Source organism: Microbispora hainanensis (genome assembly GCF_036186745.1).
Classification (GTDB): domain Bacteria; phylum Actinomycetota; class Actinomycetes; order Streptosporangiales; family Streptosporangiaceae; genus Microbispora.
In genome coordinates this window covers 3,282,598-3,304,747 of sequence record NZ_CP108086.1, presented here as the reverse complement: position 1 = coordinate 3,304,747, position 22,150 = coordinate 3,282,598, and the positions used below count along the sequence as shown (strand labels likewise).

Here is a 22,150-nt window from a genome sequence, read left to right as displayed (position 1 = left end):
TCGCGGGTCAGATCGTCACGGGCCTGCGGCGGCGCAGCAGCCAGGCGGCCAGCACGCCGCCGATGAGGCCGAACAGGTGGCCCTGCCAGGAGACGCCCGGCTGGGTGGGCAGGGCTCCCCACAGGATCGAGTAGTAGAGCACGGCGACCACGACGCCGAGCACGATGTCGAGGGTCCGGCGGTCGAAGAGGCCCCGGGCCACGACATAACCGAAATATCCGAAGACGAGGCCGCTCGCGCCGATCGTCAGGGTGTCCGGCGGGCTGGTGAACCACACGCCCAGCCCGCTGACCAGGATGACGACCAGGCTCGCCGCGAGGAACCTGCCGATCCCCCGGATGGCGGCCACGAACCCCAGGATCAGCAGCGGCACCGAGTTCGCCATCAGATGGCCGAACCCGGCATGCAGGAACGGCGCGAACAGGATCCCGGGCAGGCCGTCCGTTTCATGGGCGACGATGCCATACCTGTCGAGCCGTCCGTCCTCCACGTAGTCGACGATCTCGATCGCCCACATCACCGAGACGAGCACGATCATCAGGATCGCGCTGCCGAGGGCGCCGGTGAGCAGCGCCGACGTTCGCTCCCGCATCGACCGGCCCGGCCGGGGGAGCCCGGGCCCGGAATCACTCATGCTTTCACCGTACGCAGTCCCGCTCACAAACGAGCGGACTGCCCTGATCCGGCGGGATCATGCCATGGGGTTGCCAGGAGGGCCGGGCGGGAGTATCAAGAACCACCTGGCGTTCCTGTGCATGGACCCGACCGATCCGCAGCACTGGTCGTCCACGAGGCGCAGCGAGGGGCGATCCTGGCCCTGCCCGGCGAGGCGGCGGCCGCGTGCCCGCTCGAAGGAGATCGCATGAACGACACCCAGCCGCTCGCCGGGAAGGTCGCCCTGGTCGCCGGAGGCACGCGGGGCGGCGGACGCGGCATCGCCGTCGAGCTCGGGGCCGCGGGCGCCACGGTCTACGTCACCGGCCGCAGCAGCACGGCCGGCCGCTCCGACCTGGACCGCCCGGAGACCATCGAGGAGACCGCGGCGCGGGTCACCGCCGCCGGCGGCACCGGCATCGCGGTGCGCACCGACCACAGCGACCCCGAGCAGGTGCGCGCCCTGGTCGACCGGATCGCCGCCGAGCGGGACGGGCGGCTCGACGTCCTGGTCAACTCGGTGTGGGGCGGCGACGCGCTGATGGACTGGGAGCATCCCCTGTGGGAGCAGGACATCGACACCGGCCTGCGCGTGCTGCGCCGGGCGGTGGAGACGCACATCATCACGAGCCGGTTCGCGCTTCCGCTGATGGTGGCCCGCCGGAGCGGCCTGGTCGTGGAGGTCACCGACGGCAACACCGCCCGCTATCGCGGCGTGTTCTTCTACGACATCGCCAAGTCCACCGTGATCCGCCTCGCCGTCGCCCAGGCCGCGGAGCTGAAGCCGTACGGCGTGGCGGCGGTCGCCATCACGCCGGGTTATCTGCGGTCGGAGGCGATGCTCGACCACTTCGGCGTGACCGAGGCCACCTGGCGGGACGCGATCGCGCAGGATCCTCACTTCGCCCATTCCGAGACCCCCGCCTACCTGGGACGGGCCGTCGCCGCCCTGGCCGCCGACCCCGGCGTCATGGCCAAGACCGGACGCGCGCTGGCCACCTGGGGGCTCTACAAGGAGTACGGCTTCACCGACGTGGACGGCACCCAGCCGGACTTCGCCGCCCACTGGGCGGACGCGCTGGAGGAGGAGCACGGCCCGCTCGGCGACCCGCTCTGACCCGGCTTCGCGTTCGCCCGGCGTCCGGCCCCTGCGAGCAGCGGGAGGCGGGCAAAGTGAAGCGGCGGGGAGCGGGAAGGGGCGGGGAGCGGGAAGGGGCGGGGAGCGGGAAGGGGCGGAAAGCGGGAAGGGGCGGGAAGGCCGCGAGGCGACGTCTGCGACGGGCCCGGACATGGCTCGGGGCGCCCCTGGACGGAGCGCCCCGAACGGTTCCCGCGGGTCCCTGCGAAGGTGCGGTCTACTCGCCCTTCCAGATGGGGGCGCGCTTCTCGGCGAACGCCGCCGCGCCCTCCATCGCGTCCTTCGAGGCGAAGATCGGGCCCACGATCTCGCTCTGCCTGCGGAACATCTCGTCGAGCGGCCAGTCGGCCGACTCGACGATGACCCGCTTGGTCGCGGCGAGCGCCAGCGGCGCGTTCTTGGCGATCGTGCGGGCCAGTTCGAGCGCGCCGTTGAGCGCCTCGCCCGGGTAGGTGATCCGGTTGACCAGCCCCAGCTCGTACAGCCGGGCCGCCGGATAGTGATCGCCGGTCAGGGCGATCTCCATGGCGGCGTGGTACGGGATCCGGCGCGGCAGCCGCATGATCCCGCCCGCGCCGGCGACCAGGCCGCGCTTGGGCTCGGGAAGGCCGAACTTGGCCTCCTCGGACGCCACGATGATGTCGCACGACAGCGCCAGCTCGAAGCCGCCCGCCAGCGCGTATCCCTCGACCGCGGCGAGGACGGGCTTCCTGGGCGGCGCCTCGGTGATGCCGCCGAAGCCCCGGCCCTCGACCACCGGCATGTCGCCGGTGAGGAAGCCCTTCAGGTCCATCCCCGCGCAGAACGTGCCACCGGCCCCGGTGAGGACGATCGCGGACACGTCGGGGCTGCCGTCCAGCTCGTCCATGGCGGCCGCGATCCCGCGCGCCACCGCGCCGTTCACGGCGTTCCTGGCCTTGGGCCGGTTGATGGTGACGACGGCCACGCCGCCGTCGACGATCTCTACGAGTACCGCGTCCGGCTCGGCGGCCGGCCCGGAGTTGACCTCGGACACCTGACCTCACTCGCCTTACTTGGGCTGGAAGCGGATGCCGCCGTCGAAACGGATGACCTCGCCGTTCATGTAGTCGTTCTCGATCAGCACGCGCACCAGGTGGCCGAACTCGGAGGCCTTGCCGAGCCGCTTGGGGAACGCGACCGGCGCGATGAGCTTGGCCTTGAACTCCTCGGCGTTCTTGTCGCCGATCTTCCCGTAGATCGGGGTGTCGATGATGCCCGGGGCGATGGTCAGCACGCGCACGCCGATGGCCGCGAGGTCGCGGGCCGCGGGGAGGGTCATGCCGATGATGCCGCCCTTGGACGCGGAGTACGCCACCTGGCCCGTCTGGCCCTCGATGCCGGCCACCGACGCGGTGTTGATGACGACGCCGCGGGCGCCGTCCTCGTCCACCGGCTCGGTCTTGGCCATGGCCGCCGCGCCGATGCGCATGAGGTTGAAGGTGCCGATCAGGTTGACGTCGATCACCTTGCGGTAGGACGCCAGGTTGTGCGGCGAGCCGTCCCGGTTGACCGTGCGCTCGGCCCAGCCGATGCCGGCGCTGCTGATCACGGCGCGCAACGGCTTGCCGGTGGCGACCGCCGCCTCCACCGCGGCCTGCACCGACGCCTCGTCGGCCACGTCGGTGTGGGCGAACACGCCGCCGATCTCGTCGGCCAGCGCCTTGCCGCGCTCCGCGTTCAGGTCGGCCACGACCACGGTCGCGCCGACGCGGGCCAGCTCGCGGGCCGTGGCCTCGCCGAGGCCGCTGGCACCGCCCGAGATGATTGCTGCTGCTCCGTTCAGATCCATAGCCGGACCTTAACGCGCGAACCGAATGAAGTTCTACTCGGGGTGCTGCAAAATCGCGGTATCGACGTCGGGGTAGACCTTGATCCGCCGATCCAGGCCGGTCGTACGCAGGATGCGGGCCACCGGAGGCTGCGGCGAGGCGAGGCATACGGCGCCGCCCTCGCTCGTGGCGAGCCGCCAGGCCTCGATGAGCACGCTGAGCCCGCTTGAGTCCATGAACGACAGCTCGGCGAGGTCCAGCACGAGTGTCGGGCCGTCGTCGCGTATGGCGTCCCGTATCTCGTCACGCAGGAACGGAGCCGTGAACAAGTCGAGCTCCCCCTCCACGGCCACCACCACGACGGCGTTGGAAAGCGATTGGCGGGCGAGCCGCAGCTTCATCGTCGGGACCTCCTCAGCTCCGGCCCACTTTACTTATCCATCACCCCGGCTGAGCAGGGACGGCGAAGCCGTAGGGAAGTTCGAGCCGGTGCGCGGCCAGCAACCGCGCGTCGGCGAGCAGCTCGCGCGTCGGCCCGTCGGCCGCGATCACCCCCTCGGACATCACCAGCGAGCGCTCGCACAGCTCCAGCGCGTACGGCAGGTCGTGGGTGACCATCAGCACGGTCACGTCCAGGCTCTTGAGGATCTCGGCCAGCTCGCGGCGGGAGGCCGGGTCGAGGTTCGACGACGGCTCGTCGAGCACGAGGATCTCCGGCTCCATCGCCAGCACCGTGGCCACCGCCACCCGACGGCGCTGGCCGAAGGACAGGTGGTGCGGCGGCCGGTCGATCGCGTCCAGCATGCCGACCCGCTCCAGCGCGTCGCGCACCCGGCGGTCGAGCTCCGCGCCGCGCAGCCCGAGGTTGGCCGGGCCGAACGCGACGTCCTCCCGCACCGTCGGCATGAAGAGCTGGTCGTCCGGATCCTGGAACACCAGCCCGACCCGGCGGCGGATCTCCCGCAGGGTGTCCGCGCGTACGGGGAGCCCGGCCACCTCCACCGTCCCGTGGCCTGCCGTGAGGATGCCGTTGAGGTGCATGACGAGCGTGGTCTTGCCCGCGCCGTTCGGGCCGAGCAGGGCGACCCGCTCCCCCCGCTCGATCGTCAGGTCCACGCCGTACAACGCCTGTGTCCCGTCGGGGTAGGCGTACGCGAGCCTGCTCACCGTGAGCGAGGGGCTGCCGGAGGTCATGTCGTGCTCCACGCCAGTAGGGCCGTCACCGCGGCGAGGCAAGGCAGCATGCCCGCCATCGCCCAGTCTCGCCCAGTTGCTGATATATCCCTAATCGTCGGCATCTCGCCCATGTAGCCGCGGCTCAGCATGGCGAGATGGACCCGCTCCCCCCGCTCGTACGCGCGGATGAACAGGGCGCCCGCCGACTTCGCCAGCACGGGGGCCTGCCGGAGGTCCCGGGCGACGAATCCCCGCGACTCCCTGGCGATCCGCATGCGCCGCATCTGGTCGAGGATCACGTCCAGGTAGCGCAGCATGAACGTCGCGATCTGCACGAGCAGCCGGGGCAGCCGCAGCCGCTCGGCGCCGAGCAGCATCATGCGGGGCTCGGTCGTGGCCGCCAGCAGGATCGAGGCGACCACGCCCAAGGTGGCCTTGGCCAGGATGTTCCAGGCCGCCCACAGGCCGGGGGCGCTCAGCGACAGGCCGAGCACCTGCACCCGCTCGCCGGTGCCGATCAGGGGGATCGCCAGCGCGAACAACACGAACGGCACCTCGATCGCCATGCGCCGGACGATCACGCCGGCCGGCACCCGGGCGGCGACCGCGACGGCGGCCAGCAGCAGCGCGTCGACGGCGAACGCCCAGAAGCGCTCGCGCGGCGTGGCGACCACGAACACCGCGAACGCGACGACCGCCGCCAGCTTGCACTGGGGCGGCAGCCGGTGGACGGGCGTGTCGGCGGGCCGGTAGATCGGGTGATGGTGTCCGGCACTCACTTCGCACTCACCGTGTCATCATCGCCGCCCCGTCCCGCCCGGCACGCGGGCAGGCCGCTCACGGCCTCGGCGGCGCGGTGGCCGTCGTGGCCGTCGTGGCCGTCGTGGCCGTCGTGGCCGTCGAGCTCGCGCGGCTCACCGGGCGCTCGCGGGCGTCATGGCGTCGGTTCCGCGCCTGCGCCGGCGGACGACGTAGAAGACGCCGCCTCCGGCCGCGACCGTCAGCGCGACGCCCGCCACCCCGGCCAGGCCGTTGGACAGCCGCTGGTTCTCCACGCCCTTGACGCTGTATCCGGCCAGCGGGCCGTTCTCCGCCGCGTGCGGCTTCTCCTGCGCGCTCAGGCCCTTGTCGGCCGCCACCTTCTCCAGCCCGTCGGGGGCGCTGGAGGCGTAGAACGAGACGACACCGGCCAGCAGCACGGCCACGAGCGCGCCGCCCACGAGCACCGGGCGCAGGCCCATCCGGGCCGGAGGAGCCTCCGGAGCCGCCGGCCCGACCTCGACGTCCCCGTCGGCGGTGCGCAGCGTCAGCGTCCTGGTCATGCCGCGCGCGCCGTACACGAGGTCGGGACGCACGGCCAGCACGCTGCTCACGGTGAGCGCGGTGATGAAGCCCTCGCCGAGCCCGATGAGCAGGTGCACGCCGACCATCGCGGCGGCGACCGAGCCCGGCTCGATCGGCGCGGTGCCGCCGAGCCAGAACAGGGCAGTGAACACGAGCGCCGCCGTCGGCACGGAGACCAGCGCCGCCACGAACGACGCGGCCACCAGCGTCGGCCGCCCGCGCGGCGCACCCCGCGTGATCAGCCGGAAGACCGCCCAGCCGACGACCGAGGTCACGATCGCCATCAGCGTGATGTTGACGCCCAGCGCGGTCAGCCCGCCGTCGGCGAAGAAGAACCCCTGCACGAGCAGCACGACCGCGACGCATAAAACGGCGGTGTACGGCCCGACGAGTATCGCCGCCAGGGCCCCGCCGAGCAGGTGACCGCTGGTGCCGGCCGCCACGGGGAAGTTGAGCATCTGCGCCGCGAATATGAACGCGGCCACCAGGCCCGCCATGGGGGCCGTTCTGTCGTCGAGCTCCCGTTTCGCGCCGCGAAGGCACACGGCCACCCCGGCGGCGGCGAAGACTCCGGCACCGACGGACACGGGAACGTCGAAGAACCCATCGGGCACGTGCACGGCTTATAACCCCTTCGAAACGGACGAATCTCCTCCCACTTTAGAGCACGAGGTTGTAGTTGCAAATAATTCGCAATTAGCGCTGCCGCAGGTGCCTGGCCATCCGCCTGACCACGGTCAACGGGGTCACCACCCGCACCGACACGCTGAGCCGCCGGTTGACCGCCGTGGCGTACGGCCGGATGGTCCACTGCGCCACTCCCCCTCTCAGCGCGCCGCGCCACCACCGCAGGGGCCGGTCCAGCGCGTCGGCCTCGGCGACCTTGACCGGGAAGCGCACCGGAGGTCCGCCGAGGCCGAGTTCGAGGTAGGCGTCCCAGGTGCCGGGCCGCAGGCCGGCGGTCTCGGCCGCGAACTCCCGCGGCCCGGCCGCCACGGCCCGCTCACGGTGTTCGCGTCCGGACGCCCGTTCACGCCAGATCACCTGCCGTACGGCCGCGGCGGCGGCCTCCTCGCCCACCAGCGCCCTGCCCTCCACGCGCAGCCGCCTGCCCCGCCACCGCGTCCGCGTGAGCCGTACGACTGCGGGGACCCGCACGACGTGCCCCCCGAGGTCGAGGCCGAGATGGCCGTGGGACCGGGTGAGGAAGGGCACCGCGACGACCCCGCCCACCATGTGGGCGGCCGGAACGCCGACGCCGGGTTCGCGGCGGGAGCCGAGCCTGGCGAGCCTGCGCGCCCCCTCGCACTCGACGGCCACGTGGACGTCCCACACTCCGGGCGGCAGCGCCGCCACGTCGAGCACGGCGGTGAAAGAGGCGCCGGTCGCGCCGTGGGTCACGAACGGCACACGCTCCTGGCGCGACGCGCGCTCGCGCAAGACCACGCCCACAGCACCGGTCAACCCCATGTCGCCCGGCAGACCGTCCGACCGGCCGTCCGACCGGCCGCCCGGCAGGCCGTCCATGTCGCCGAGGGCGGCCCATCCTTCGATCACCAGGCGGTCGCCCCGCCACTCGACGCCGGTCAGCCGATGCCGCAGCGGCGCGGCCTCGACGAGCGCGAGCCGTACGAGCCGGTCGGGGTCGTCGAGCGCGGCGACGCGGGCGGCGTCGACGCCGTCGAGACCGGCGCGCACGCCCGGCGTCAGCCACTGGCCGCAGATGTCGGCCACCTCGACGGCGATCTTCTCGCGCTCGGCCTCGCAGGCCGCCAGGAACGGCACCCCGAGCTGGGCGAGCACGTCGCGGCGCAGGTGCCGCAGGAGCAGGCGGTCGCGCAGCGCGCCGGGCGGCACGTGCCGCGCCATGACCTCGATGGGCGTGCGGACCACGCGCAGCCAGCCGAGCGGGTCCCGCGCGGACGCCTCGCCCCCGCCCTCCGCGGAGCGCCGTTCCGCGTAATAGCAGTCCCCGTCCGCGACCACCGAGATCACCCGTGCATGGCAGTACGCGTGGACGGCGAAGGTCATGTCCTCGCCACGCCGCTGCGTCTCGTCGAACCGGATGGCGTGCCGCTCCAGGAAGTCCCGGCGGAAGAGCTTGAAACAGGACAGATCGTCATAGACCGCGGTTAAGGAGGCCCTGTCGGCGCTCTCCCGCAGCCCCTGGCGGGCGCCGGCGATCCTGCCCACGACGACGTCGGCGCCGTTCCGGTCGGCCACGGCGACGAGGCGGGCCAGCGCGTCGGGCGCGAGATGGTCCCCCGCGTCGCAGAAGAAGACGTAGCGGCCGGATGCCCGTTCGAGCCCGCGGTTGCGGGCGCCGCCGGGCGTGCCGGGCTGGGCGTCCTGGATCACGGTGATCACGCGCGGGTGGTGGGCGGCGTAGAGGCCGAGCAGCGCGCGGGTGCCGTCGCGCGAACCGCCGTCGACCACGACGATCTCCTTGGCGACCCGCTGCACGAGCAACGAGGTGAGGCAACGGTCGAGCGACGCCCGGCGGTTGTACGCCGGGACGACGACGCTGACGTCGATCCCCCGATCGACGCGTTGGCCACTCCCCGTATCCATCGCACTTCATTATGTGCCGACGACCCGCCCCACCTCCGTCTCCGCCGCGCCGGGCACTGCATCGCGTTCTCCGCGACGGAGTAGCGAGCCCGGCCGCGACGCGGGAAACTGAGCGCTCACCGAGTCACCGGGGGTTTCGCGTAGATGCGTACCGCGTTGTTCCCAGAGGGTTTCGTCTGGGGAGTGTCCACGTCCGCGTTCCAGATCGAGGGCGCCACCGACCTCGACGGCCGGGGCCCCTCCATCTGGGACGCCTTCCCGGGCGGGGCGTACGGCGACCCGGCCTGCGACCACTACGCGCGCCATGCGGAGGACGTACGGCTGATGCAGGACCTCGGCCTCTCGGCCTACCGGTTCTCGGTCAGCTGGCCGCGCGTGCTGCCCGAGGGGCACGGCCGCGTCAACGGCGCGGGGCTCGACTTCTACGACAGGCTCGTGGACGAGCTGCTCAGGGCGGGCATCGCGCCGTACGCGACGCTGTATCACTGGGATCTGCCGCAGGCGCTGCAGGACGCCGGGGGATGGACCGCACGGGACACCGCCCGCCGCTTCGCCGACTACGCCCAGGTCGTGTCCGACAGGATCGGCGACCGCGTGGACACCTGGTTCACGTTCAACGAGCCGTGGGTCGCCGCCTTTCTCGGCCACGCCTCGGGAGTGCACGCCCCCGGCCTGCGGTCGGCGGCCGACGCCTTCGTCAGCGCCCACCACATGCTGCTCGCGCACGGGCTTGGCCTGGAGGCGCTGCGCGCGCGGGGCGCCGCGCGGGCCGGCGTCGTGCTCAACCTCTCGCCCGTCCTCACCCCCGCGCAGCTCGGGGACATGTCCACCGGCATCCCCGAGGAGGACGCCGAGGCGGTGGCGCGGATCGACGCCCTGCACAACCGCCAGTTCCTCGAGCCGGTGCTGCGCGGCCGCTATCCCGCCGAGCTGCTGCCGCTGGTCGAGAAGGCCGCCGGGCTCGGCCACATCCACGACGAAGACCTCGACCTCATCGGCCGGCCCATCGACCTGCTCGGCGTCAACTACTACGCGCCCATCGCGGTGCAGGCCCAGCCCAGCGCCCCGGCCGACCCGGCCTTCCCGGGCAGCGAGGGCGTGCTGTTCTGCAGCGTGCCCACGGCCGTCACCGCGATGGGCTGGCCCATCATGCCGAGCGCCCTTTCCGTGCTCCTGCGGCGCCTGTCGGAGGAGTATCCCGAGACCGAGCTGATGATCACGGAGAACGGCGCGGACTTCGAGGACGTCGTCACCGCCGACGGCATCCACGACGTCGACCGGATCAGCTTCATCGAGGAGCACCTGCGCGCCCTGCGGGCCTCGATCGACGAGGGCGCCCGGGTGCGCGGCTATCTGCTCTGGTCGCTGCTCGACTGCGTCGAATGGGCGGACGGCTACCGGCGCAAGTTCGGCATCGTCCACGTCGACTTCACCACGCAGCGGCGGCTGCTCAAGGACAGCGCGCTGTGGTATCGCGACGTCATCAAGCGCAACGGGCTCGGGGCGGAGCGGCCGAAGCGGCCCACGCTCGAAACCGTCGCCGCCCGCGCGGGCGTCTCCCGGGCCACGGTCTCGCGGGTGGTGAACGGGGAGGCGCGGGTCAGCCCCGACGTGCGGGCCACCGTGCTGCGCGCGGTCCAGGAGCTGGGCTACGTGCCCAACGCCGCCGCCAGGAGCCTGGTCACCCGGCGGACCGACTCGGTCGCGCTCGTCCTGTCGGTGCCCCGGCACGGCGGCGAGGCGCTGATCTCTGCCGTCGTCCAGTACGTCACCAGCGTCCTCGAAGGGGCAGGCAAGCAGATCACGCTGATGCTCGCCGACACGGCCGAAAGCCACCGGCGCATCGTCCGGCACGTGGAGGCGCGGCAGGTCGACGGGGTCGTGCTCGTCCCCCCGGACGGCCCGGACACGCTCACCGAACGGCTCGCCCGCACCGGGGTGCCGGTCGTGCTGCTCGGCAAGCCCGCGATCGCATCCCTGGTGCCGCACGTGGATGTGGACAACGCGGGCGGCGCGAGGGCGGCCACCCGGCACCTGCTCGACCGGGGCCGCCGTCGGATCGGCGTGGTCTGCGGCCCGATGGACCTCGTCGCCGTACAGGACCGGCTCAACGGGCACCTGGCGACGCTCCACGAGGACGGGCTGCGGCCGATGATCGCGCTCGCCGGCCTCGACGGCGAATCGGGGGCCGCCGCCGCCCGCGAGCTGCTGTCCGGCGGCCAGGCCCCGGATGCCGTGTTCGCGACCTCCGACGAGCTGGCGATCGGCGCGATGGAGGCGGCGCGTGAGAGGGGGCTGCGGGTGCCGGAAGACCTGGCGGTCGTCGGCTTCGGCGACATCCACGCCGCCTCGTGCACGACCCCGGCGCTCACCACCGTGCGGGTGCCCGCCGCGGACCAGGCCCTGGCCCTGGCGCGGCTGCTCCTGTCGCGCCTCGACGGCCGCCACACCAGCTCTGTCGTCCTCCCCACGCGCCTGGTGGTCCGCGCCTCGACATGACCGGACCTGCCGTCGAACTTTCGCGCCGTACGGCATAGGTTGTCTGATGTCGTCCCCCGGTGCGAAGGCAGGTCCAGGTGACTAACGAACTCAGCCACGAGCGGTTCGAGACCCTCAAGCGCGAATTCGAGGCGATCGACGGCGACGGTGACGGCTTCATCACCGAGGCGGAGCTGCGGGCGTACTTTCCCGGTCTGCCGCCGGAGGCGATCGGCGCGCTCGACCGCGACGCCGACGTGGACGCCGACGGCCGGTTCTCCCTGGAGGAGTTCATCCGCCTGACCGGGGCGCGCGACTGAGGCACCTCACCGAGCGCAGAAAAAGTGCGCCTCCCGCAAAAATACGTCTCACGCATCTTTGCGTCTCACGCAATTAGTTGTATGGTGTTCTCGTGAGCAGGGGAGACGAGCGCCCGGGGCTGCGCGAGCGCAAGAAACAGGAGACGCGCATCGCACTGAGCTGGGCGGCGATCAAGCTCGCCGCGGAGCGCGGGCTGGAGAACGTACGCGTCGAGGACATCGCCGCGGAGGCGCGCGTGGCCCCGCGGACCTTCAACAACTACTTCTCCAGCAAGGGCGAGGCGATCGCCGCCAGGCACCTTGACCGCGCCCGTCTGATCGCACAGGAGCTGCGCCGCCGTCCGGCGCCGGAGCCTCTGTGGAAGGCCATCAAGAACGCCGTCGTCACCCAGCTCTCCCTGGGTGCGGAATACGGCGAGGGACAGCCGGACCAGCAGTGGCAGACCGGCATCCGCCTGATGATCAATGAGCCCTCGCTGCTGGGCGAGATGCTCAAGGCCAACGCGATCGCCGAGGAGGAGCTGGCCGCGGCGATCGCCGAACGGACCGGCACCGACGTCGACCGCGACGTCTATGCGCGCCTGGTGGCGGGCGCGGTAGGCGCCGCGATCCGGGTGGCGATGGACCAGTGGCTGCGGGCCGATCCACCGGTGCCCGTCAGACCGCTCATCGAAGACGCGCTCGACCGGCTCTCCGCCGGACTGCCCGAGCCTCTCACATAAACCCCGGGCACCTCGTACAAACCCCGGACCCCTCGTTACAACCCCGGGCCCTGACACAAGGACCCTCCGTACCGCGCTGTGACGTGCCGCGCCGGCACGCCACCCGGCCCTTCACGCCCTGACGCGGACGCTGTACGCGCCCGGCGCCGTCCCGTCATCAGCCATGCCGCGAAGTCGCCACACCGCGAGTTCGCCGTACCCCGAAACCGCCACGCCCCGCCACCGCCATGCCCCGAAACCGCCATGTCTTCCATTCGCCATGCCTTTCATTCGTCACGCCCGCCGAATCCCAAGGAGGACCGCCATGACCACCGACGTCGTGATCGCCGGAGCCGGACCGAACGGGCTGATGCTCGCCTGCGAGCTGAGCCTGGCCGGAGTGCGGCCGATCGTGCTGGAACGCCTGAACGGACAGGCCAAGGAGGACCGGGCCAACGGGCTCGTCGGCCAGGTCGTACGCGTTCTCGACCGGCGCGGCCTGTACGAACGCCTGAGCGGCAGCACCGAGCCGCCCCGGCCGAGCCCGGGCTTCGTGTTCGGCGCGATTCCCCTCGACCTGGGCAGGCTCGACGACAACTCGCTCTACACGCTGCAGGTGCCGCAGAAGCGCCTTGAGCAGATCCTCGAGGAGCGCGCCCGCGAGCTCGGTGTGGAGATCCGCCGGGGACACGAGCTGACCGGCCTCTCCCAGGACGAGGACGGCGTCACCGCGGAGATCGCCGGCCCCGAGGGGCCCTACCGGCTGCGAGCCCGCTATCTCGTCGGCGCGGACGGCGGGCGCAGCGTCACCCGCAAGCTGTGCGCCATCGGCTTCCCCGGGGTGACCAGGGACGACTCGGTCTCCCGCACCGCGCATGTCACCGTGCCCGCCGAGCTGATCGATCCCGCCACCGGCGGGCTGAACGTGCCGGGCTACGGACCGATCCCCCCGTTCATGCACCACCGCACCGAGCACGGAATGTTCGCGTTCGCGCCGTTCCCCACCAAGACGCTCGTCAGCACGACGGAGTGGCACGGGGACGGCGGCGACCAGCCGATGAGCCTGGACGAGCTGCGGGAGAGCGCCCGCCGGGTCCTCGGTGGCGCCGACCTGCCGTTCGGGCCGCCCGAGGGCGCGGGGCCCCACCTGCTGCGCCGCCTCAACGGCGGCAACACCCGCCTGGCCGAGCGCTTCCGGGACGGCCGGGTGCTGCTGCTGGGCGACGCCGCGCATGTCCACAGTGCGATCGGCGGCCCCGGCCTCAACCTGGGCCTCCAGGACGCGGTCAACCTCGGCTGGAAGCTGGCCGCCGAGATCCGCGGCTGGGCCCCGCCCGGCCTGCTCGACACGTACGAGACCGAGCGGCGCCCGGCCGCGGAGCGCGTGGTCATGCACACCCAGGCGCAGGCGGCGCTCATCGCCCCCGGGCCGGAGGTCACCGCGCTGCGCGTGCTGTTCGGCGAGCTGCTGCGCGACGAGCGGACCATCAAGCACATCGCGGACATGATGTCCGGCGCGGACATCAGGTATGACCTCGAAGGAACCCACCCCCTGACCGGCCGTCCGGCCCCCGACCTCGTGCTGGAGACGGAGACCGGCTCCGTACGGCTGGCCGAGCTGACCAGGACCGCCCGGCCGCTGCTCATCGATCTGACGCCGGACGGCACGCTCGCTGGTGCCCTCGACGGCCGGCGCGACCGCGTCGACCTGGTCACCGCGACGACGAGCCGGGAAGGCGTCCCGACCGGGCTGCTGCTGCGTCCCGACTGCTACGTGGCCTGGGCGTCGGACTCCCTCCGGCCCGACACGAAGGAACTCGACACCCTGCGTACGGCCCTGGCCTCCGCCTTCGGCCCCGCTCGCTGAAAGGTCAGGCGTCGCTGGAGGTCGGCCGTCAGCCGGTGGCGGCCGACAGCTCCGGGTTCTGCTGGCGGATGGGCGTGAAGAACGCGGCGACCGCGATCAGCAGGCAGGCCGCCCCCGCCAGCAGGCAGACCACCTCGACCCCGTGGTGCTGCGCGCCCCAGGTCAGCACGGCCGCCCCGGCCGGGCCCAGCGCGTAGTGGGTCATCCAGAAGGCCGAGGTGACCCTGCCGAGCAGGTGGTCGGGGGTGACCTGCTGGCGCAGCGACATCGAGCAGATCCCGGCCACGCTGACGCAGGCGAGATAGGCGGCGGCCGTCACCCCGGCCACCGGGACGCCGGTGGACACGCCGAGCCCCATGATGGCGAGCCCGGCGACCGCGATCGCCCCGATCCACGACGCACCGAACCCCATCCGGCGGCGTACGGGACCGACGAGGAGCGAGCCGGCGACGGTGCCCAGCCCGGCGGCCGCGAGCACCACGCCCACGGCGCCGTCCGACTGGCCGAGGTCGTGCTTGAGGTGATAGATCAGCACGTCGGTCAGCCCGAGCGTCAGGAAGATGAAGAACGACAGCAGGATGGTCAGGGCACGCAGCACCGGCTGCCGCCACAGGAAGCGGGCCCCGGCGAGCAGCTCGTGCCAGGGCCCCCGCGCCGCTTCGTCCGCTTCCTCCGCTGACGGCGCGGGCTGCCGCCTGAGCCTGATCAGCAGGACGCCGAGCGCCGAGACCCCGAAGCTGGCCGCGTTGATCGCGATCGCGGCCGTGGGCCCGAACCAACCCGCCACCACTCCCGCGAGCAGCGGCCCGCCGATCCCGGCCGCGGCGGCAGTGGCGCTCAGCCGCCCGTTGGCCTCGGTGATCCGGTCCGCGTCGACCAGGCCCCGCACCGCCGTGACGTACGCGACCTGGAAGACCATGCCGATCGCCTCGCTGAGCGGCAGGACCACGTAGAGCAGCCAGATTTTCGGCCCGAAGGCCCAGGCGACCGGGACGACGCCATACAGGGCCATCCGCGCCACGTCGCACCAGATCAGCAGGCGCCTGCGGTCGAGCCGGTCGACCAGCACCCCGGCGAAGATCCCCGCCACCACCGACGCGGCGCTCGCCACACCGGTCAGCAGGCCCATCTGCGCGACCGATCCGGTCACGTGCAGCACGAGCAGGGGTACGGCGATGAGGGCGAACGAGTCCCCCGCGACCGACAGCGTCTGGGATGCCCAGAACACGGTGAAGTTCCGGTCACGCCACAGTGATGGTCCTTCTGACACCCGACCATGCTGCCGTACGTCGTCAGGCGCGCGGACGGCGGACCACGGGCACGGGCTGGCCGCGGCGTGCGGCCTCGGCGCGCAGACGCTTGCTCAGCATCCGGCCCTGCCCGGCGAACGACCGGAACCGCTCTCGACCGCTCCCCGCGAGGCTCCAGTCGTTCAGGGCCCGCTCGACCCGTACGCTCAACCGGTCGCCCGTCCCCGTCGCGGTCCCGACGAGCACCACGTTCTCCTGCCACTCCATCGCCGGGCCGTGCCGGTGGAAGGTGAGGCACACCGGCCCCGCGACGGCGTCCACACCCGCGGGCAGCAGCAGGTCGAAGCCCTCCTCTGTGCGTACGGCCGATCGGGTGCGCACGGGCAGCGGCATGCCGCCGGCCATGGTGACGACGGGCTCGCCGAGGCGGGCCGCGCGGCCGGCGAAGGGCCGCCAGTCCGCCGGCGCGACGGACCGGCTCGGCAGCCGGGGGCCGTCCGGGGCGGGGTCGGAGACGGGCGCGGCCGCCGGACCGGGCCGGGTCCACACCTCCGGCGTCCGGGACAGGTCGCCCTCGGGCCACCAGACGATGCGCTCCGGGGTCACCTCCACGTAGACGCGGGCGAAATACCAGGCCAGCCGCTTCGTCAGGAACCACGGCATCCCGGCGAACCCGGAGCCCGTCTTGGCCAGGGACTCCCGGACGTACCTGTCGGTGTTGGCCTGCAGGTCGGCGTCGCGTACGGCGGCCCGGCCCTGCACGAGGACGACGGGCGGCCGGTCGAGGCCGCTGCCCACGGCGGAGGAGTAGAGCAGCGCGACGCGCGGGTCGCGGCGGGCCCGCTCCGCCTTGTCGGGATAGGTGAGGCCGGTGCTCACGTCGAGCGTGCCGCCCGCGCCGACGTACGGTGTGACCGGCCAGGTGACGGGCCGCCCGTCGCGGGTGAGCGAGGCGTACTCGCAGACGACGGCGCGCTCGAACAGCTCGGCCGCCTCGCGCGGCCAGGTGGTCAGGGTGACCATGGCATGACTCCAAGGGATCGGTTTCGCACGTGAAGCGTGCGCTTTTCCCCCTTATGAGCACTTGTCGAGGGCTTGTCGGGCCCTTGACAGCCAGTAGCCGGCGCCCGCCTCCTCCAGGACGCGCACCGCCTCGCGCAGATGGGCCCGCGCTCCCGCGCGATCCCCCAGCGCCAGCAGCGCCTCGCCGAGGTGGCCGTCGTACGCCCCGTCGACCGTGGTACAGGAGCCGTTCACGTGCAGCAGGCCGGCGAAGGGACGGAACGCGTCGTAGACTTCCCGCACGACGTCCGGCTCGCCGAGCCGGATCGCCGCGTGCAGCCGGCACATGGTGGCCGTGGCCCATTGGTAGTCGCGCGGCGGCAGCGGGGTCTCCCGCAGGAGCCGCAGGGCCCGGTCACGCTCGCCCAGGTCCGCGAGCGCGCAGGCCAGGACGTAGGCGAACCCCGCCAGGCCCGTACGGCGATGCATCTCCTCGATCCAGGCCACCTCCGCGACGAGGCGGTCCTCCTGGATCAGCGTCTCGGCCCGCACGGTGAGCATGGCCACCTCGAAGTACGCGAGGTCGGAGAGGGACAACGTCGCCCTGACCGGCTCGAAATGGCGGGCCGGGTCGGGCACTCCCTGGAACAGGTCGAGCCCCACGTGCGCGATCGCCGCCTGCAGCGCCAGCGCCGGGTTGTGCAGGTCGCGCAGCAGGGCGTCGGTCTCCGTCAGCAGCTCGCGCGCCTGCGCCACCCGGCAGTGCTCGACGAGATGGGCGACGAGGTGGAGCTGTGCGATCACCCTGAGCTGGGGCGACAGATCCGGCTCCGCCAGCAGGCGCCGCGCGGTCTCGGCCTTCCGGTCCATGAAGTCCTGCCCCTGCATGGCGAGCAGCCGCAGGTGGAGCACGCGCCGCAGCAGCGCGGGGTCGCCCAGCCGCTCGGCCGCCGCCACGGCCTGCGACGAGACCCGGTCGATCTGGTCCTCGCCGCCGGTCTGCGCCAGCACCACGGCCCGTACGGCCTGCGCGGACGCCCAGGCTGGGGTGTCTTCCGGCAGCTCGCGCACGGCGCGGTCCATCGACTCCCGCAGGACCCGCACGTCCAGGTCGTGCCGGAAGGGGACCCAGACACCATGCCCCATCGCGATGTCGGCGGCCCGGACGGCCCGCTCCGGGTCGTCTCCCGCGAGGGCCAGCGCCTGGCCGATCGCCTCGTAGCCCTCGTCGTATCGCCCGGCGGCGTAGCGGCTCTCGGCCAGGCCCGCCGCGAGCTCGAACCGCTCGGCCGCCCCGGCCCCGGCGAGCTCGGCCGCCGCCAGCGCCTCCTGCCAGGATGCGGCCGCGTCGTCGAGCGCGTGCCTGCGCATGGCCGCACGTGCGGCGCGTGCGGCGTAGTCCATCGCCATGCGGGCCGGCTCCGGGCCCAGCCCGGCCGCCGCCAGCCAGTGCCGCGCGATGGCCGCCGCCTGGTCGTCCCGGTCTCCGTACACCCGGGTGAGCACCCCGGCCAGCCGCGCGTGCACGCCCGCACGCCAGAGGCGGGAGCGGCGCGACAGCAACGCGTCGGTCACCAGGGCGTGCGCGAACGCGTATCCGCCCAGGCGTGTGCCCGACTCACGGAGCAGACCGGCCGCCAGCGCCGCGTCCAGCGACGGCACCAGGTCGCCCAGGTCGCGCCCGGCGACCTCGGCCATGACCCGCGCCTCGAACTCGTCGCCCGCGACCGCGGCCAGCTCCAGCAGGGCCGCCGTCTCCTCGCCCAGCCCGGCCACCCGGTGCAGCACGACGTCGAGCACGCCCTGCGGCAGCTCCTCGCCCGCCCGGGCCAGCTCGGTGAGGAAGAAGGGGTTGCCTCCGGTGCGTCCGCGCAGCTCCTCGGCCTTCCGGCTGCCCGGGTCACGGCCGGACAGCTCCAGCACGAGGGCGCGCACCTCCTCGGCCGCGAGCCCGTCGAGCCCCAGCCTGCGCGCGCCGAGCCGCGACAGCGCCGACAGGGTGGCGGTCAGCGCCGACGCCTCGTGCCGCCGGAAGCTGGCCACGACCAGCGGGCCCGGCCGCGCGACGGACGCGACGTGGACCAGCAGGCGCAGCGTCGCGTCATCGGCCGCGTGGACGTCCTCCAGGACGACGGCGACCGGGCCGAGATCGGCCAGGAACGCCGACACCGCCTCGAAGAACCGCAGCCGCGCCCCCTGCGCGTCGTACGCCGGGATCGCCTCGACCCCGCCCGACAGGAACGTGCGGACCTCCTCGGGCAGCACGGCCCCGGGCACCGCGTCCGCGAGATCGCGCAGCACCTGCTCCCACGGCCACAGGGCGGGCGCCGTCTCGTGGCCGGGGCTCGCTCCCCACCCCACCGGGACGCCGGCGGTCGCGCGGAACCTCCTGAGCAGGCTCGTCTTGCCGACCCCGGGCTCGCCGCCGACGAGCACGACCTGCCGGGCCGTGGACGCCGCCCGCACGGCACCGGCCAGGAACTCCAGCGCGCTCTCGCGTCCCACGAACGGCTCGTCGTCCACGGGCCGCCCGGGGGCGGGCCGCCTCGGGGGCGGCGCGACGGGCCGCCTCGGGGGCGGCGCGACGGGCCGTGCCGCCGCGGTCAGCGCGGCGTCCTGGCGCAGCACGGCGGTCTCCAGCTCGCGCAGCCGGGGCCCGGGGTCTATGCCCAGCTCGTCCGCCAGCACCTCGCGCACCCTGCGCAGGCACTCCAGCGCCGCCGCCTGGCGGCCCGACCGATAATGGGCCAGCGCGAGCAGTTCCCAGGCTCGCTCCCGCAGCGGGTGATCGTGCACGAACGGTTCGAGCCGGGCGACCACGTCCGTGTGGCGGCCCAGCTCCAGCAGCGCCCCCGCCAGCCCCTCGACCGCGTCGAGCCGCAGTTGCTCCAGCCGGGCGATCTCGGGCCGCGCCCACTCCTCGGACCGCACGTCGGCGTACGCGTCGCCCCGCCACAGACCGAGCGCCTCGGTGAGCACGGCGACCGCCCGCTCGTGCCGTCCCTCGCCCAGATGCCTCGATCCTGTGGACACGAGGCGGTCGAAGTCCCGCGTGTCGAGGTCGATCCCGGCGGTCATCAGGCCGTACCCGTCCGCCGCGCTGACCAGGACCGTGGCCGGTGCGCCTGCCTTCCTGCCGGGCTCCAGGCGGCGGCGCAGGTTGGAGACGTACACCTGGAGGCTGCCCTGCGCGCTCGCGGGCGGGCCGCCGTCCCAGAGCCGGTCGGCCAGCACGTCCACCGGGAGCACCCGATCGGCGTTCATCACGAGGAGGGCCAGGAGCGCTCGCTGCTTCGGCGGCCCGGCCGGGACGGCCTGCCCGGCCACGACGAGTTCCATCGGACCGAGGACGTTCAGCCGCACGGGCCAATGCTAGGGAGAGGGCGTGAACCGGTCCAGCGGCTCCTGGACGCCCGTGGGGGCCCTTCGTGCCCGGGGCCCCGCGGGTTCACTTCGCGGAGCTCGGCTCGATCTCCGCCCGCATCGGCTGCCAGGGCGACGCGTCGAACACCAGCATGATCGAGACGATCTTGCCGTCGTCCAGGCGGAAATGCTCGGCGGTGCGCTGCGTACCGGCCGGCGTCGCGGTGTGCACGTCGTAGACGAGCGTCGCCTCGGCGTCGCCGTACAGCTCACTGATGAGGTCCACCCCCGTCACGATCGACACGAACCCCGGCAGCGTCGCCAGATGCCCGGCCCGGTCGCCGGAGGCGAAGAACGGGCTCTCGAACCGGAAGGGCTCCCCCAGATGCGCCGCGGCGGCGGTCGCGTCCCCGCGGAATCGGGCCTCGTGATACCCGCGTACGGCGCGGCGCGTCTGTTCCAGGGTGGTCATGGGCGGGTTCCGATCTGACGGAGGTGGGCGGAGAGGCGCTGCTGGTTGACGGCCAGGCGCAGGCACAGATCACGCAGGACGACCAGCTCCTCGGGCGTGAACCCCTGGAACAGCGCCTTCATGGCGAGTTGCGATGGTCTGCGGAAGTCCTCGATCCATGTCCGGCCGGCCGGGGTGATCTCGGCGAGGACCGAACGCCGGTCGCCCGGGTCGGGCACCCTGCGGACCAGCCCGTCGCGTTCGAGGGTGTCCACCAGGCCGGTGACGTTGCGGGAGCTGACCCCGGCGGCCCGCGCGAGCTCGCCGATGCTGATCCCCTGCTCGCGCGCGGCGAGCCGGATCAGCAGGTCGAGAGCGCCCGCGCTGAGTCCTCTGCCCTCGGAGCCATGGGAGCGGAGGCGCTCGACCGCGTGAGACGCGGTGCGGACCGCCGCGCTCGCCTCGAACGCGGGCAGATCACCGTCGTCACCGGCGATCCACGCCATCGCCGCTCTGGCCCGTGGGTCGAAGAGGAAGCCGTCGGGATCGTGCTCATAGGAATCTACGTCCTTCATAGTAAGAACATAGATTAGTACGTACTTCCATATTTTGCGACACACTGCGGGAAAGGCAGGCCGGCGGCCCGGGGTTCAGCGGGGTGGGACCTCGTCGTCGGCGGCCGCCTCTGCCACACAGGCCGCTTCCACACTGCCGGTGTCCGCCTCCACGCAGGCCGCCTCCACGCCGCGGGTGGCCACCTGCTGGAGCAGGCCGAAGAGGGTCTCGCGCTGGTCGTGGTCGAGCGCGCCGAGCACCTCGTCCTCGACCGCCGCCAGCGCGCATTCGGCCTTCGCGAGCCGCTCCGCCCCGGCTTCGGTGAGCTCGACGATGTGCCTGCGGCGATCCTCCGGCGACCGCCGGCGCTCGATCAGCTTCTCGGCTTCGAGGTCGTTGAGCAGCCCGACGACGTTAGTCCCGTCCATCTCCAGCGTGCTCGCGAGCGCCTGCTGGGTGCTGCCGCCCCTTGCCCGCAGCACCGTGAGGGCGACGAGATGGCGGGGACGCAGGCCGAGCGGCGCGAGCACCGACTCGGAACGCAGACGCAGACGCCGCGCGAGGTGTTCGAGCAGCGCACCGCACCGGTGCACCGGTTGTTCAGGCCGTCTGGGCTGTTCGGGTTGTCCGATCTGTTCGACGACGGGCGGGGACGTCATGAATCAACTCTAGCCGACTTGACCTGCGATAGACAGAGAGCTAATCATTGGTCCTGCGTCAACCATCTTCGAAAGGTTAAGAGATGCCTCATCTGTTGCACATCGACGCGAGCATCCAGGGCGAGCGTTCGGTCAGCCGCAAGCTCACCGCGCGGGCCGTCGCCGCCTGGCGCGCCGCGCATCCCGGGGGTACGGTCGCCTACCGCGACCTGGGCAGCAGCCCGCTCCCGCATCTCGACCAGGAGAGCGGCCTTGCCCGGGTGGTCCCGCCGGAGCAGCACACTCCTGCGCAGGCGGCCTCGTGGAGGTTGACGGAAGAGCTGGTCGGCGAGGTGAAGCAGGCCGACACGATCGTGCTCGGGCTCCCGCTCTACAACTACGGGCCGCCGAGCAGCGTCAAGTCCTGGGTCGACCACCTCATCGCCCCCGGGCTGTCGTACGACCCGACGACGAACCAGGGCCTGCTGGGCGGGCGCGAGTTCCTGGTCCTCGCGAGCCGTGGCGGCGGCTACCAGCCGGGAACCCCCCGCGAGGGATGGGACCACGCGGAGCCGTGGCTGCCGCACGGCCTGTCCATGACGGGCCTGGAGCCGCGCTTCATCACGGCCGAGCTCACCCTTGCCCACGTCACACCGGCGATGGCCGAGCTGATTCCGCTGGCGGAAAAGAGCCTCGCGGCAGCGGAGCAGGCGATCGACGACCTCTGGGCCCCCGTCGCCGCATAAGGACTCCGGCAGGACTCCGGCATTCGACCGGCATTCGACCGGCTTCGACCGGCGAAGGCCCCTTCCCGGGCGAGGGAAGGGGCCTTCGCCATCGAAAGCGCGGGCG

Annotated in this window: 20 protein-coding genes; 6 read left to right on the top strand and 14 right to left on the bottom strand. The window is 72.8% G+C overall.

Features of this window, described 5'->3' with window-relative positions:
* Window positions 1-7: 7 nt before the first annotated feature.
* Window positions 8-634, bottom strand: coding sequence for a rhomboid family intramembrane serine protease (locus tag OHB01_RS15680; RefSeq protein ID WP_142651136.1), 627 nt, complete (start codon window positions 632-634; stop codon window positions 8-10).
* 228 nt (window positions 635-862) lie between these two features.
* Here OHB01_RS15680 and OHB01_RS15675 point away from each other — a divergent pair, with 228 nt between their 5' ends.
* Window positions 863-1,771, top strand: coding sequence for an SDR family oxidoreductase (locus tag OHB01_RS15675; RefSeq protein WP_147944494.1), 909 nt, complete (start codon window positions 863-865; stop codon window positions 1,769-1,771).
* A 238-nt stretch (window positions 1,772-2,009) separates the two neighbouring features.
* Here OHB01_RS15675 and OHB01_RS15670 read toward each other — a convergent pair whose 3' ends face one another.
* The 7 genes from OHB01_RS15670 to OHB01_RS15640 all read right to left on the bottom strand — a co-directional run bounded on the left by OHB01_RS15670 (window position 2,010) and on the right by OHB01_RS15640 (window position 8,673).
* On the bottom strand, window positions 2,010-2,807 hold the full coding sequence (locus OHB01_RS15670; protein ID WP_147944493.1) for a crotonase/enoyl-CoA hydratase family protein: 798 nt from the start codon (window positions 2,805-2,807) through the stop codon (window positions 2,010-2,012).
* A 15-nt stretch (window positions 2,808-2,822) separates the two neighbouring features.
* Window positions 2,823-3,602: an SDR family NAD(P)-dependent oxidoreductase gene (locus tag OHB01_RS15665; RefSeq protein ID WP_142651133.1), complete on the bottom strand. Its 780-nt coding sequence runs from the start codon at window positions 3,600-3,602 to the stop codon at window positions 2,823-2,825.
* A gap of 33 nt (window positions 3,603-3,635) precedes the next feature.
* Window positions 3,636-3,983: an STAS domain-containing protein gene (locus tag OHB01_RS15660; protein WP_142651132.1), complete on the bottom strand. Its 348-nt coding sequence runs from the start codon at window positions 3,981-3,983 to the stop codon at window positions 3,636-3,638.
* A 40-nt stretch (window positions 3,984-4,023) separates the two neighbouring features.
* Complete coding sequence (locus OHB01_RS15655) at window positions 4,024-4,776, bottom strand: energy-coupling factor ABC transporter ATP-binding protein (protein WP_142651131.1); 753 nt, start codon at window positions 4,774-4,776, stop codon at window positions 4,024-4,026.
* Window positions 4,773-5,537 carry a cobalt ECF transporter T component CbiQ gene (gene cbiQ / locus OHB01_RS15650; RefSeq protein WP_142651130.1) on the bottom strand — a complete coding sequence of 255 codons (765 nt, stop codon included), beginning with the start codon at window positions 5,535-5,537 and terminating at the stop codon, window positions 4,773-4,775. The genes OHB01_RS15655 and cbiQ overlap by 4 nt, the downstream gene beginning before the upstream one ends.
* A gap of 135 nt (window positions 5,538-5,672) precedes the next feature.
* Window positions 5,673-6,722 (bottom strand): energy-coupling factor ABC transporter permease, encoded by a 1,050-nt coding sequence (locus OHB01_RS15645; protein ID WP_142651129.1) that lies wholly within the window; start codon window positions 6,720-6,722, stop codon window positions 5,673-5,675.
* A gap of 76 nt (window positions 6,723-6,798) precedes the next feature.
* Window positions 6,799-8,673 carry a glycosyltransferase family 2 protein gene (locus OHB01_RS15640; protein WP_328855568.1) on the bottom strand — a complete coding sequence of 625 codons (1,875 nt, stop codon included), beginning with the start codon at window positions 8,671-8,673 and terminating at the stop codon, window positions 6,799-6,801.
* Window positions 8,674-8,817: 144 nt separating this feature from the next.
* On the opposite strand from OHB01_RS15640, the gene OHB01_RS15635 reads away from it, so the two are divergent.
* From OHB01_RS15635 to OHB01_RS15620, 4 genes are all read left to right on the top strand, one after another.
* Window positions 8,818-11,172, top strand: coding sequence for a GH1 family beta-glucosidase (locus OHB01_RS15635; protein ID WP_142651127.1), 2,355 nt, complete (start codon window positions 8,818-8,820; stop codon window positions 11,170-11,172).
* 77 nt (window positions 11,173-11,249) lie between these two features.
* Window positions 11,250-11,471: an EF-hand domain-containing protein gene (locus OHB01_RS15630; RefSeq protein ID WP_142651126.1), complete on the top strand. Its 222-nt coding sequence runs from the start codon at window positions 11,250-11,252 to the stop codon at window positions 11,469-11,471.
* Window positions 11,472-11,563: 92 nt separating this feature from the next.
* On the top strand, window positions 11,564-12,193 hold the full coding sequence (locus OHB01_RS15625; RefSeq protein ID WP_142651125.1) for a TetR family transcriptional regulator: 630 nt from the start codon (window positions 11,564-11,566) through the stop codon (window positions 12,191-12,193).
* Between the two features lie 304 nt (window positions 12,194-12,497).
* On the top strand, window positions 12,498-14,039 hold the full coding sequence (locus tag OHB01_RS15620) for an FAD-dependent monooxygenase (RefSeq protein ID WP_328855567.1): 1,542 nt from the start codon (window positions 12,498-12,500) through the stop codon (window positions 14,037-14,039).
* Window positions 14,040-14,067: 28 nt separating this feature from the next.
* Here OHB01_RS15620 and OHB01_RS15615 read toward each other — a convergent pair whose 3' ends face one another.
* The 6 genes from OHB01_RS15615 to OHB01_RS15590 all read right to left on the bottom strand — a co-directional run bounded on the left by OHB01_RS15615 (window position 14,068) and on the right by OHB01_RS15590 (window position 21,319).
* On the bottom strand, window positions 14,068-15,309 hold the full coding sequence (locus tag OHB01_RS15615; RefSeq protein WP_328855566.1) for an MFS transporter: 1,242 nt from the start codon (window positions 15,307-15,309) through the stop codon (window positions 14,068-14,070).
* A 22-nt stretch (window positions 15,310-15,331) separates the two neighbouring features.
* On the bottom strand, window positions 15,332-16,312 hold the full coding sequence (locus OHB01_RS15610) for a pyridoxamine 5'-phosphate oxidase family protein (RefSeq protein ID WP_142651122.1): 981 nt from the start codon (window positions 16,310-16,312) through the stop codon (window positions 15,332-15,334).
* A 51-nt stretch (window positions 16,313-16,363) separates the two neighbouring features.
* Complete coding sequence (locus OHB01_RS15605; RefSeq protein ID WP_328855565.1) at window positions 16,364-19,654, bottom strand: BTAD domain-containing putative transcriptional regulator; 3,291 nt, start codon at window positions 19,652-19,654, stop codon at window positions 16,364-16,366.
* Between the two features lie 85 nt (window positions 19,655-19,739).
* Complete coding sequence (locus tag OHB01_RS15600; protein WP_142651120.1) at window positions 19,740-20,126, bottom strand: hypothetical protein; 387 nt, start codon at window positions 20,124-20,126, stop codon at window positions 19,740-19,742.
* Window positions 20,123-20,680 (bottom strand): MarR family winged helix-turn-helix transcriptional regulator, encoded by a 558-nt coding sequence (locus tag OHB01_RS15595; protein ID WP_142651119.1) that lies wholly within the window; start codon window positions 20,678-20,680, stop codon window positions 20,123-20,125. Before OHB01_RS15595 ends, OHB01_RS15600 begins: the two co-directional genes overlap by 4 nt.
* 75 nt (window positions 20,681-20,755) lie before the next feature.
* On the bottom strand, window positions 20,756-21,319 hold the full coding sequence (locus OHB01_RS15590) for a MarR family winged helix-turn-helix transcriptional regulator (RefSeq protein WP_142651118.1): 564 nt from the start codon (window positions 21,317-21,319) through the stop codon (window positions 20,756-20,758).
* A gap of 83 nt (window positions 21,320-21,402) precedes the next feature.
* Here OHB01_RS15590 and OHB01_RS15585 point away from each other — a divergent pair, with 83 nt between their 5' ends.
* Complete coding sequence (locus OHB01_RS15585) at window positions 21,403-22,044, top strand: FMN-dependent NADH-azoreductase (protein WP_328708385.1); 642 nt, start codon at window positions 21,403-21,405, stop codon at window positions 22,042-22,044.
* The last annotated feature ends 106 nt before the right edge of the window (window positions 22,045-22,150 follow it).

What these genes read in the sequence shown, in the direction of transcription:
- OHB01_RS15635 (WP_142651127.1), top strand. Translation starts at nt 8,818, where the DNA reads ATGCGTACCGCGTTGTTCCCAGAGGGTTTCGTCTGGGGAGTGTCCACG.
- OHB01_RS15620 (WP_328855567.1), top strand. Translation starts at nt 12,498, where the DNA reads ATGACCACCGACGTCGTGATCGCCGGAGCCGGACCGAACGGGCTGATG.
- OHB01_RS15660 (WP_142651132.1), bottom strand. Translation starts at nt 3,983, where the DNA reads ATGAAGCTGCGGCTCGCCCGCCAATCGCTTTCCAACGCCGTCGTGGTG.
- OHB01_RS15590 (WP_142651118.1), bottom strand. Translation starts at nt 21,319, where the DNA reads ATGACGTCCCCGCCCGTCGTCGAACAGATCGGACAACCCGAACAGCCC.
- OHB01_RS15600 (WP_142651120.1), bottom strand. Translation starts at nt 20,126, where the DNA reads ATGACCACCCTGGAACAGACGCGCCGCGCCGTACGCGGGTATCACGAG.
- OHB01_RS15680 (WP_142651136.1), bottom strand. Translation starts at nt 634, where the DNA reads ATGAGTGATTCCGGGCCCGGGCTCCCCCGGCCGGGCCGGTCGATGCGG.
- OHB01_RS15610 (WP_142651122.1), bottom strand. Translation starts at nt 16,312, where the DNA reads ATGGTCACCCTGACCACCTGGCCGCGCGAGGCGGCCGAGCTGTTCGAG.
- OHB01_RS15585 (WP_328708385.1), top strand. Translation starts at nt 21,403, where the DNA reads ATGCCTCATCTGTTGCACATCGACGCGAGCATCCAGGGCGAGCGTTCG.
- OHB01_RS15675 (WP_147944494.1), top strand. Translation starts at nt 863, where the DNA reads ATGAACGACACCCAGCCGCTCGCCGGGAAGGTCGCCCTGGTCGCCGGA.
- OHB01_RS15655 (WP_142651131.1), bottom strand. Translation starts at nt 4,776, where the DNA reads ATGACCTCCGGCAGCCCCTCGCTCACGGTGAGCAGGCTCGCGTACGCC.
- OHB01_RS15665 (WP_142651133.1), bottom strand. Translation starts at nt 3,602, where the DNA reads ATGGATCTGAACGGAGCAGCAGCAATCATCTCGGGCGGTGCCAGCGGC.
- OHB01_RS15595 (WP_142651119.1), bottom strand. Translation starts at nt 20,680, where the DNA reads ATGAAGGACGTAGATTCCTATGAGCACGATCCCGACGGCTTCCTCTTC.
- OHB01_RS15640 (WP_328855568.1), bottom strand. Translation starts at nt 8,673, where the DNA reads ATGGATACGGGGAGTGGCCAACGCGTCGATCGGGGGATCGACGTCAGC.